General features: G+C 72.0%; 8 protein-coding genes and 1 riboswitch. All 8 genes read right to left on the reverse strand.

All coding sequences use genetic code 11. The features are described 5' to 3' along the window. Positions 1–59 precede the first annotated feature (59 nt). Positions 60–1010 (reverse strand): PLP-dependent cysteine synthase family protein, encoded by a 951-nt coding sequence (locus tag ACH4K1_RS17435; protein WP_398090172.1) that lies wholly within the window; start codon positions 1008–1010, stop codon positions 60–62. Continuing rightward, positions 1010–1297: a MoaD/ThiS family protein gene (locus ACH4K1_RS17440; RefSeq protein WP_228991605.1), complete on the reverse strand. Its 288-nt coding sequence runs from the start codon at positions 1295–1297 to the stop codon at positions 1010–1012. The genes ACH4K1_RS17435 and ACH4K1_RS17440 overlap by 1 nt, the downstream gene beginning before the upstream one ends. Positions 1298–1407: 110 nt before the next feature. Next, positions 1408–1521 carry a putative leader peptide gene (locus tag ACH4K1_RS17445; RefSeq protein WP_398090173.1) on the reverse strand — a complete coding sequence of 38 codons (114 nt, stop codon included), beginning with the start codon at positions 1519–1521 and terminating at the stop codon, positions 1408–1410. Between the two features lie 69 nt (positions 1522–1590). After that, positions 1591–2388 carry an ABC transporter ATP-binding protein gene (locus ACH4K1_RS17450; protein WP_398090174.1) on the reverse strand — a complete coding sequence of 266 codons (798 nt, stop codon included), beginning with the start codon at positions 2386–2388 and terminating at the stop codon, positions 1591–1593. Between the two features lie 64 nt (positions 2389–2452). Further along, complete coding sequence (locus ACH4K1_RS17455) at positions 2453–3493, reverse strand: FecCD family ABC transporter permease (RefSeq protein WP_398090175.1); 1041 nt, start codon at positions 3491–3493, stop codon at positions 2453–2455. After that, on the reverse strand, positions 3490–4506 hold the full coding sequence (locus tag ACH4K1_RS17460) for an ABC transporter substrate-binding protein (RefSeq protein ID WP_398090176.1): 1017 nt from the start codon (positions 4504–4506) through the stop codon (positions 3490–3492). Before ACH4K1_RS17460 ends, ACH4K1_RS17455 begins: the two co-directional genes overlap by 4 nt. A 58-nt stretch (positions 4507–4564) precedes the next feature. Beyond that, positions 4565–4679, reverse strand: a riboswitch (cobalamin riboswitch). 161 nt (positions 4680–4840) lie between these two features. Then, positions 4841–5263 (reverse strand): Mov34/MPN/PAD-1 family protein, encoded by a 423-nt coding sequence (locus ACH4K1_RS17465; protein ID WP_398090177.1) that lies wholly within the window; start codon positions 5261–5263, stop codon positions 4841–4843. Positions 5264–5454: 191 nt separating this feature from the next. Continuing rightward, complete coding sequence (locus tag ACH4K1_RS17470) at positions 5455–6906, reverse strand: amino acid permease (protein WP_398090178.1); 1452 nt, start codon at positions 6904–6906, stop codon at positions 5455–5457. Positions 6907–7323 lie beyond the last annotated feature (417 nt).

Raw genomic sequence — 7323 nt, forward strand, 5'->3', positions numbered from 1 at the left:
GGCCCCGGTCGCGGGGGACGCGGGGCCCCGCCCCTCGGGCGCCGGAGGCGGTGGAGGGCTCAGGCCCAGAGTTGGCCCTGGAGCGTTTCGATCGCCGCCTCCGTGGTGGGCGCCGTGTAGACGCCGGTGGACAGGTACTTCCAGCCGCCGTCCGCGACGACGAAGACGATGTCGGCGCTCTCCCCGGCCTTGACGGCCTTCCTGCCCACGCCGATCGCCGCGTGGAGGGCGGCGCCGGTGGAGACGCCCGCGAAGATGCCTTCCTGCTGGAGGAGTTGGCGGGTGCGGGTGACCGCGTCGGCGGAGCCCACGGAGAAGCGGGTGGTGAGGACGGAGGCGTCGTAGAGCTCGGGGACGAAGCCCTCGTCGAGGTTGCGCAGGCCGTAGACCAGGTCGTCGTACCGGGGTTCGGCGGCGACGATCCGGATGCCGGGGCGGTTCTCGCGGAGGTAGCGGCCGACGCCCATGAGGGTGCCGGTGGTGCCGAGGCCCGCGACGAAGTGGGTGATGGAGGGGAGGTCGGTGAGGATCTCCGGTCCGGTGGTGGCGTAGTGGGCGCCCGCGTTGTCCGGGTTGCCGTACTGGTAGAGCATCACCCAGTCCGGGTGTTCCGCGCTGAGCTCCTTGGCGACGCGGACGGCGGTGTTGGAGCCGCCGGCGGCCGGGGAGGAGATGATCTCGGCTCCCCACATGGCGAGGAGGTCGCGCCGTTCCTGCGAGGTGTTCTCCGGCATGACGCACACGATGCGGTAGCCCTTGAGCTTGGCCGCCATGGCGAGCGAGATGCCGGTGTTGCCGCTGGTGGGCTCCAGGATGGTGCAGCCGGGGGTGAGCCGGCCGTCCTTCTCGGCCTGTTCGACCATGTGGAGCGCGGGGCGGTCCTTGATCGAGCCGGTGGGGTTGCGGTCCTCCAGCTTCGCCCAGATGCGGACGTCCTCGGACGGGGACAGCCGCGGGAGGCGGACGAGGGGGGTGTTCCCCACGGCCGCCAGCGGGGAGTCGTACCGCATCAGCGCATGCCGCCGGCGACGGCGGGGAGGATCGTGACGCTGTCGCCGTCGCCGAGCTTGGTGGAGATGCCGTCGAGGAAGCGGACGTCCTCGTCGTTGAGGTAGACGTTCACGAAGCGGCGGAGCTGGTCGCCCTTGGCGCCGTCGACGAGCCGCTCGCGGATGCCGGGGTGGCGGCTCTCCAGGTCGGCGAAGAGGTCGGCGAGGGTGTCCCCGTTGCCTTCGACGGCCTTCGCGCCGTCGGTGTAGGTGCGGAGGATGGTCGGGATGCGGACCTCGATGGCCATGGCGTGGGCTCCTGTCGAAAGCGGGAGTGGCGTGGGGCGCGCGTTTCTGCCCCCGCGCGGGGGGTGGTGCGGGTGGGTGGGCGCGCGGACCGCGGCTCAGGCCGGGCGGCTCACGGGCAGGCTGCGGTGCGACAGATCGCGCTGGCCAGCCTGCACAGGTCGACGTGCAGCCGCGCGACGAGCGGCGTGCCCGGCGTCTCGTTGCTCACGTCATGGGGAACCATGCGGGCATCGTATCGATTCCCTGTGCGGAAACCCGAGTGTGATCCCACATGGTGGATGGTGAGCGACCGCTATATGGACCGGGTGGGGTGGTCGGCCCCTTCCGGGAGGTAGACGACCGCGGGGGCGCCGGTCGCCGGGTGGGTGCTGACCTCGGCGGCGACCCCGTACACCTCGCGCAGCAGCTCGGCCGTGAGGACCTCCTCCGGGGTTCCGGAGGCGACGACGCGGCCGTCCTGGAGGACGTAGAGGCGGTCGCAGAAGTAGGCGGCGAGGTTGAGGTCGTGCAGGGCGAGGAGGTTGGTGGTGCCCAGGCCGCGGATGAGCGCGAGGACCTCCAACTGGTAGCGGATGTCCAGGTGGTTGGTGGGTTCGTCCAGGACGACGAGCGCGGGCCGCTGGACCAGGGCGCGGGCGACCAGGGCCCGCTGGCGTTCGCCGCCGGAGAGGGAGGAGAACGTACGGGGTGCGAGCGCGGCGATCCCGACCCGGGCCAGGGCCTCGGCGACCAGGGCGGTGTCGGCGGCGGTGTCCGCCTCCCAGAACCGCTTGTGCGGGGCGCGGCCCATCGCCACGACCTGGCCGACGGTGAGTTCGAATCCGGCCTGACCGTCCTGGGGGACGGTGGCGATGCGCTGGGCGCGGGCCTTCACGGAGAGGGCGGCGAGGTCGTCGCCGTCGAGGAGGACGCGGCCGCGGGTGGGGCGCAGGGTGCCGTAGACGCAGCGCAGGAGGGTGGTCTTGCCGCTGCCGTTGGGGCCGACGAGGCCGACGGTCTCGCCTTCGGCGGCGGTGAGGTCGACGGCGTCGACGAGGTGGCGGCCCTCACCGGTCCCGTACGAGAGGGCTTCGGTGCGCAGGGTGGTCACGGGCGGGCCCCCTCGACGAGCGGCGCCTTCGTGCGGGGGCTCCTCCGGCGGAGGCGTACGGGGCTCATGCGGGGGCTCCTTCGGGCCTGCGGCGCAGCATCCAGAGGAAGAACGGGCCCCCGGTCAGCGCGGTGAGGACGCCGACCGGGATGTCCTGCGGGGCGGCGAGGGTACGGGCGGCGAGGTCGGCGAGGACCAGGAACACCGCTCCGCCGAGGGCGGCGACGGGGAGCAGCGCGCGGTGGGCGGCGCCGACGGCCATGCGGGCCGTGTGCGGGACCATCAGCCCGACGAAGCCGATCGCCCCGCTGTAGGCGACGAGCACCCCGGTCATCAGGGAGGCGAGGACGAAGACGGCGGCGCGGAAGCGGGCGGTGTCCAGGCCGAGGACGGTCGCGCCCTCCTCCCCCACCAGGAGCAGGTCGAGCGGGCGGGCCAGGGTGAGGAGTACGGCCGTACCGGCGGCCAGGACGACCGCCGGGAGGGCGAGCATGGACCAGCGGGCCGCGCCGAGGCCGCCGAGGGTCCAGTGGAGGACCTCCTGGAGGTGGTCGGCGCGGGCGGAGGTGACGAGGATGAGGCTGGTCAGGGCGGAGAGGACGTAGGAGACGGCGACCCCGGCGAGGACGAGCCGGTTGGTGGTGAGGCCGCCCCCGCCGCGGGCCAGGGTGTAGACGAGCAGCAGGGAGAACAGCGCCCCGGCGAAGGCGGCGGCCGGGATGGTGACGGTGGTGGCGAGGGTGGCGCCGATGCCGAGGACGATGACCAGGACCGCACCGGTGGAGGCCCCGGAGGAGACGCCGAGGAGGAAGGGGTCGGCGAGCTGGTTGCGGACGAGGGCCTGGAGGACGGTGCCGACGACGGCCAGTCCGGCGCCGACGACGATGCCGAGCAGGACGCGGGGCAGCCGGACGTCCAGGACGATCGTGCGGTACGGGCTCGCCTCCGCCCGTCCGGTCAGGATGTCGATCACCTGGCCGGGCGGGATGCGGACGGAGCCGAGGGCGAGGGCGGCGAGCACGGCGGCGGCCAGGAGCGCGGCGAGGACGCCGAGCACCAGGGCGTAGCCGAGGGGCCGCCGCGGTGCGGAGGCGCGGCAGGTCACGGGGTGGGTGCCGCCTCGCCCGTCGCCGGGTGGAGCTGGGCCGCGAGCTTGTCGACGGCGGCGGGGACGCGGACGCCGAGGACCGCGTCGGAGAGCGGCAGGACCGCGAAGCGCTTGTTCTTGACGGCGGGGACGTCCGCGAGGGCGGGGTCGGTGAGGAGGCGCTTCTTCTTCTGTTCGACGGTGGTGGCCCCGTAGTCGTAGATCACGATGACGTCGGGCCTGCGGGCGACGACGTTCTCCCAGGAGGCGTCGCCGAAGGGCTTGTCGAGGTCGGCGAAGACGTTGGCGCCGCCGGCCCGTTCGATCAGCTCGTTGCCGATGCCTTCGCCGCCCGCGGTGAAGGCGGTCTTGTCGCCGCTGTCGTAGACGAAGACGGAGACGGGCTCCACGCCTGCCAGCTTCTTCGCGGTGGCGGCGTTGTCGGCCTCGGCCCGCTCGATCCAGGCTTCGGCGCGCTCGGGGACGCCGAAGGTGCGGCCGACCTGGCGGATCTCCTGGTAGAGGGTGTCCATGGGCCGGTCGCCCTCGGTGCAGCTCTCGGCGTTGAGGCGGGTGTCGATGCCGGCCTGGGCGAACGCCTCGCGGCTCCGGCCGTCGCCGGCGGCGAAGGCGCTGCCGTAGCCGCCGTAGACGAAGTCGGGGTTGGCGGCGAGGACCTGCTCGTAGGAGGGGTACTCCTCGGCGAGGACCGGGACGGAGGCGTACTCCTTCGCGTACTTCGGCAGGACCTGGTCGTCGAGGTAGGCGGTACCGACGAGGGAGCCGGTGAGGCCCAGTTCCAGCATGATCTCGGTGACGTGCTGGTTCATGGTGACCACGCGCTTCGGCGGGGCCTTGTACGTGGTGGTGACACCGCAGTTCTTCACGGTGTACGGGAATCCTTCGCTCTTCGCTGCCGCCTTGTCCCCGGTGGCGGGGCCGCCGGAGGGGTCGGTCGCCCCGGAGGAGCAGGCGGTGAGGGCGAGCGGGAGCAGCGCGGCGGCTGTGAGCGCAAGGGTGCGCCGGAACATGGCGGGGCCTCTCCGGGGGATTTCCGCGTCCCCTGGTCGATGCTGGAAGGCGGCGGGCCAGTTCCTGGCTTCCGGGCCGCCCTCCGGTGCGGGGCCGCTTCTGGGGCGTCCGCGTGGGAGGGGGCCCGGTCACAGTGGCGGGACCGTGCCGGATTCGCACCGGCTTCCTGGTTTCCGTCGCCTGGTGTTCGGGTCTGGGGTGCAGTGTGCCAGACCCGTCGGGCCGCTCCGCGAGGTGCCCGGGGCCCGGGTCCGCCCGGCGCGGGGCCGCGTGCGCCCGGCCGGAGGCTCGGTACGCCTCGGTCGGGGGGTCGGGCGCGCCTCCGCCCGGGGCTCAGTACGCCTCGACGACCCGTACGTCTTCCTCCGTGATCACGCCGTCCACGATGCGGTACGAGCGGAACTGGAAGGGGCCCGCGTCGTCGGTGTCGGCGGTGGAGACCAGCACGTAGTGGGCGCCGGGTTCGTTGGCGTAGGCGACGTCGGTGCGGGAGGGGTACGCCTCGGTCGCGGTGTGCGAGTGGTAGACGATCACGGGCTCCTCGTCGCGGTCGTCCATCTCGCGGTAGAGCTTGAGGAGGTCGGCGGAGTCGAACTCGTAGAACGTGGGCGAGCGGGCGGCGTTGAGCATCGGGATGAAGCGCTCGGGGCGGTCGGTCCCGGCCGGGCCCGCGACCACTCCGCACGCCTCGTCGGGGTGGTCGGCGCGGGAGTGGGCGACGATCTGGTCGTAGAGCGCCTGGGTGATGGTCAGCATGGCGCCAGGATAAGCAGGCGGGCCCCCGTGTACCGGTGGGTGGTACGCGGAGGCCCGCATGCTGGACAGCGGCCGGCTTTTGGGGCAGCCGGGGCGGTCCGGGGAAGGGGGCGGTGTGGGGCCCGCCCTCGGGGTCGGTGGGGTTCCGGTCCTCGGGGAGGCCGGGGCCGGTGGGGCGGCCCCGGCCCGGGTCAGCGGGTGCCGGTGGGGGTCTTCTCGGCGTCCGGGGTGCGGGCCTGGAGGACCCGGTAGGAGACGAAGAGGACGAGCGCCCACAGCGGTGCGCAGTAGAGCGAGATCCTGGCGTCCGCGTCGATCGCCATCATCACGATGACCATGCCGATGAACAGCAGCGCGAACCAGCTGGTGTACGGGGCGCCGGGGGCCCGGAACGAGGACTGCGGGAGCGTGCCGGCGTCGGCCATGCGGCGGTAGCGGATCTGGCTGATCAGGATCATGATCCAGGCCCACATGCCGGAGATGGTCGCGAAGGAGACGACGTAGGTGAAGGCGTCGCCGGGCCACTGGTAGTTGATCCAGACGCCGACGAGCATCAGGGCGGCGGAGAAGGTGGTGCCGACCAGCGGCAGGCCGTTCTTCGTCAGCTTGGTGAAGGCGCGGGGGCCCTGGCCGTTGAGGGCGAGGTCGCGGAGCATGCGCCCGGTGGAGTACATGCCGGAGTTGCAGGAGGAGAGCGCGGCGGTGAGGACGACGAAGTTGACGACGGCGGCGCCGACGCCGAGCCCCATCTCCTCGAAGGCCTTCACGAACGGGGAGACGCCGGGCTTGAAGGTGGACCACGGGACGACCGACAGGATCATGATCAGCGCGCCGACGTAGAAGACGGCGATGCGCCACGGCACGGTGTTGATGGCCTTGGGCAGCACGGTCGCGGGGTCCTTGGACTCTCCGGCGGTGACGCCGACGAGTTCCACGGCGAGGAAGGCGAACATGACGATCTGGAGTGTCATGAGGGTGCCGGTGATGCCGTGGGGGAAGAATCCGCCGTCGTTCCAGAGGTTGGAGACGGTCGCGGTGTCGCCGGCGTCGGAGAATCCGACGGTGAGGACGCCCGCGCAGATCAGGATCATGCCGAGGATGGCGGTGACCTTGACCATGGAGAACCAGAACTCCAGCTCGCCGAAGAGCTTCACGGAGATCAGGTTGGCGCCGTAGAGAATGACGGTGAACACCAGGGCGGAGAGCCACTGCGGAATGTTCCACCAGTACGTCATATAGGTGGCGGCGGCGGTGACTTCGGTGATTCCGGTGACGACCCAGAACAGCCAGTAGGTCCAACCGGTGACGAATCCGAAGAACGGGCTGATGAATTCCCGGGCGTACTCCGAGAAGGAGCCGGAGACCGGGCGGTACATGAGGAGTTCGCCCAGGGCCCGCATGATGAAGAAGATGACCAGCCCCGCGATGGCGTAGGCCAGGATGAGGCTGGGTCCGGCCCGGTCGATGGCCTTGCCCGCGCCGAGGAAGAGCCCGGTGCCGATGGCTCCGCCGATGGCGATCATCTGGATCTGGCGGGCTCCCAGGCCGCGCTGGTATCCCTCGCCGTCGGCTCCGGCGTCCCCGGTATTGCCGCCGGGCCGCCCCTTGCCGGCCTGTCCCTCGTCGACGTGCGCCGATGTCATGGTGGTGCGCCTTTCTCCACGCCGATCCGCGCCGTACAAGGCTGCGGATCAGGTCCTGATCCCCCCGGATATGGATGGAGTGCGACCGGCGTTCGGCCGGTGTGTAGCGCCCCCGGGAAACAGGGGTGGCGTTTCCCGGGTGGTCGTGAAGATTTATCACGGCCGACATGGGGCACCTTAGGACATTCTGTGGCGCACACCACAGGAAAAAGCAGACAAGAGGTTCCGCGGGGGATGAACAGCCCGAATGACTTGGGGGGATCATTACCCGGATCTGAGCGTCCGTTGAGCGAACAGGGGCCGGGGGGCCCCGGGGGGGGGGGGGGGCCCCGGGGGGGGGGGGCCCCCCCCCGGCCACACCCCCCGCGCCCGGCCGCCCCCCCCCCCCCCGCGCGCGGGGACCGCGGGGGGGGGGGC

This window comes from Streptomyces sp. NPDC017448 (genome assembly GCF_044330565.1).
Lineage (GTDB): Bacteria > Actinomycetota > Actinomycetes > Streptomycetales > Streptomycetaceae > Streptomyces.

Excerpts from the sequence above, each read along its gene's own strand:
- ACH4K1_RS17435 (WP_398090172.1), bottom strand. The coding sequence starts at position 1,010 with ATGCGGTACGACTCCCCGCTGGCGGCCGTGGGGAACACCCCCCTCGTC.
- ACH4K1_RS17440 (WP_228991605.1), bottom strand. The coding sequence starts at position 1,297 with ATGGCCATCGAGGTCCGCATCCCGACCATCCTCCGCACCTACACCGAC.
- ACH4K1_RS17445 (WP_398090173.1), bottom strand. The coding sequence starts at position 1,521 with ATGGTTCCCCATGACGTGAGCAACGAGACGCCGGGCACGCCGCTCGTC.
- ACH4K1_RS17460 (WP_398090176.1), bottom strand. The coding sequence starts at position 4,506 with ATGTTCCGGCGCACCCTTGCGCTCACAGCCGCCGCGCTGCTCCCGCTC.
- ACH4K1_RS17465 (WP_398090177.1), bottom strand. The coding sequence starts at position 5,263 with ATGCTGACCATCACCCAGGCGCTCTACGACCAGATCGTCGCCCACTCC.
- ACH4K1_RS17470 (WP_398090178.1), bottom strand. The coding sequence starts at position 6,906 with ATGACATCGGCGCACGTCGACGAGGGACAGGCCGGCAAGGGGCGGCCC.